Here is a 2,718-nt window from a genome sequence, read left to right as displayed (position 1 = left end):
GAAGCCCATGATGCCTGCCGTACTGTCGGGCAGATGCCGCATCAGATCCAGCGAAGCCTCTTCCTTGTTGTCGGTGAGGAATAGATTGGCGAAGGCCACCAGTTCCTCGCCCTGCCACACCAGCGCCATCGGTGTGCGCTCGAGATAACGCGGATCGAAGGTGCCCAGCGAAAAGCCCTTCTCGCGCACGCCCTTGTCACGCATCCACGCATCGGAAATTTTCTTCAGCTGCGGCATCAGCGCCGCCACCGCGTCGGCCGGCACGATCTCCATGCGCATGCCCTCGCGGGTGAGCTTGTTGATGGTGTTGCGCAGCACCTTCTTGGACTTGCCGTCGAGGTTGAAGCCGGCCAGTTCCACGCGGGCCTCCTCGCCGATCTTGAGGAAGTTCATGCCCACTTCCAGATACAGGTCCAGATCGTCCTGGCGCACCTGGTAGAACAGCGGCCAGCCACCGGCCCGCTCGCACTGATCGCGGAAGGTCCACACCAGTTCGCGGCGCGCTTCCTCGTCCTCGCCCACCGGGTCGCCCATGGCCACCCAGCTGCGGCCTTCCACGTCGTACATGATGAAGGCGCGGTTGTCGGCATCGAACAGCAGGGTCTTGTCGGCCATCAGCGCGAGGTGCGCCTGGGCGGAGTTGTAGTTCTTGATCAGCGGCAGCGCACGCTGCAGATCTTCTTCGCTGGGCAGATGCAGGTCCGGCCGCACCGGACGGATCAGGTTGGCCAGCGCAAACAGCAGGCCCGCAGTGGTGGCGCCCACCAGCGCACGCAACGCGCGCGGCGCACCGCCGTGATAGAAGCTGAATTCCCACCACAGGTTGTTGCTGTATTCCACGTGCTTGTAGCTGAAGCCGACCAGCCAGCCCGCGCACCCAAGCACCGCCACGATGGCGATGATCCAACCCCACGAGAAGCTGGCGCTGAACATCGAGGCGCGGCGATAGAACAACTTGTGCGCCGGCGCCAGCGCAAGCGCCAGCACCGACAGCAGCGTGGCTTCTTCGTAGTCGATGCCCTTGAGCAGCGACAACACCGCGCCCAGCACCAGCAGGATCAGCGTGAGCACATAGGCCGCGTCGAGTCGCCGCTGCAGGCCACGCGCGAGGATCAGCAACATCATGCCGACCACGCTGGAGAGGAAGTGGGACACTTCCAGCACGGCCAGCGGCAACACGTCGCGCAGGATGGCCATGCGCGTAGGGAGGGCCGAGGTCGCGCCCGAGAACAGCAGCACCGCGCCCGATACCAGGGTCAGGCCCGCGAAGAACGGCGGCAGCAAGCCGGTGAACCACGGCGCCAGCAGCGTCTTCTGGCGCAGGCCGCGCGCCTCGCGCCACAGCACCACCACGGTCGCGGCGAACAGCGGCAGGAAATAGTAGATCAGGCGATACGCCGCCAGCGCGCCGAGGATCGGCGCTTCCAGGCCCTGGTTACCTTCGGCGCCGAAGCCGGCCAGCATCACCGCCTCGAACACGCCCAGGCCGCCGGGCACATGGCTGATCAGGCCGGCGATCTGCGCCAGCACGAAGATCGCCAGGAAATGCCCGAAGCCGGTATCCACCTGGTTGGGCATCAGCAGATACAACACGTACGCGGCCAGCCCCCAATCCACCGCACCCACCAGCACCTGTCGGGTGGCGACCAGGGTGGTCGGAAGACTCAGGCGCCATCGCCAAATCCGCAATGGACGTCCAAGCAGGCGGTTGCCCACGATCCACAGGAACGGAATCAACGCGAGCACCGCGGCCACCGGGATGCGCCAGCTGGCCAGCGGCAGCGACGGCGGGATCGGCACCAGCAGCAAGGTGACGCCGGTGAGCGCGCTCAGGCCCAGCCAGAAACTCAGCGTGGTGTAGACCACCACCTTTGCCACTTCGGCCGTGGACAGGCCGGCCTGGATGTAGAAGCGGTAGCGGATGGAACCGGAGATCAGCAAGGCCATGCCCAGCGCATTGCTGAAGGCGTAGCTGATGAAGGAGATCAGGCTGACCTGCGGACCCGGCAGACGCTTGCCGATGTATTTGAGGCCGAACCAGTCGTAGAGGATCATCACGCCATAACTGCCGGCCGTGAGCAGCACGGCCAGGGCGACGCGGTAGTTCTCCAGTCCGTGGACGTAGCGTGCCACCTCGCGGTAGCTCACCTCGCTGGCCAGGCGGTGCAGCGCCCATAGCGCCAGGCACAGCATGGCCACCGAAAGCAGCGGACCGGCAAGCCTGCGCAACCTGGCCATCAGGCCAGGGCGTGCAAGCATTTCACCGGAAATCGGGGCTGGTGCCCCTGTCTGCTCCACCACGCGTTTACCGCCTCCACATGACCATCGCGCAAGATATTCGCGACCGTCTAGGATAGCCGGTCAACGTGCTCTTCTGTTCGATCGTGGCACGCAGGGATGACATTCGGTCGCGTCCGCTTCAGGCGGGTCGCGACCGTGTGATTCAGGACTTGCCGGGTAGTCCGTTGGCCATGCGGGCGATCCAGCGGTACAGCACCAGCACGATCAGCGCGAAGGCGATGCCGCCTATCCATTGCGCCGCATTGCCGAAGTCCTCGCCCACCAGCGCCAGCGGCGCACCCTTACCCGAAAGACCGACGATAAAGGCGATCACCACGCCGATCACGCTCTCGCCCACGATCAGGCCCGAGGCCAACAACACGCCGAGCTGCTTGGTGGTTTCCGGACGCTTCGAACGATCGGCGCGACGGTCGAAAT

At 65.1% G+C, this 2,718-nt stretch carries 1 protein-coding gene and 1 pseudogene; both read right to left on the bottom strand.

The genetic code is table 11. The features are described 5' to 3' along the window. On the bottom strand, positions 1 to 2,259 hold a 2,259-nt coding region (mprF, locus tag Y882_RS18165; protein ID WP_052950146.1), incomplete at its 3' end, for a bifunctional lysylphosphatidylglycerol flippase/synthetase MprF. A gap of 184 nt (positions 2,260 to 2,443) precedes the next feature. Further along, positions 2,444 to 2,718: pseudogene (locus Y882_RS20295) on the bottom strand (OPT family oligopeptide transporter); the annotation flags it as partial.

Source organism: Dyella japonica DSM 16301 (assembly GCF_001010355.1).
In the GTDB taxonomy this organism is placed as follows: Bacteria; Pseudomonadota; Gammaproteobacteria; order Xanthomonadales; family Rhodanobacteraceae; genus Dyella; species Dyella japonica.
The sequence above is the reverse complement of the archived record's forward strand: the minus strand, read 5'-3'. Positions and strand labels throughout refer to the sequence as shown.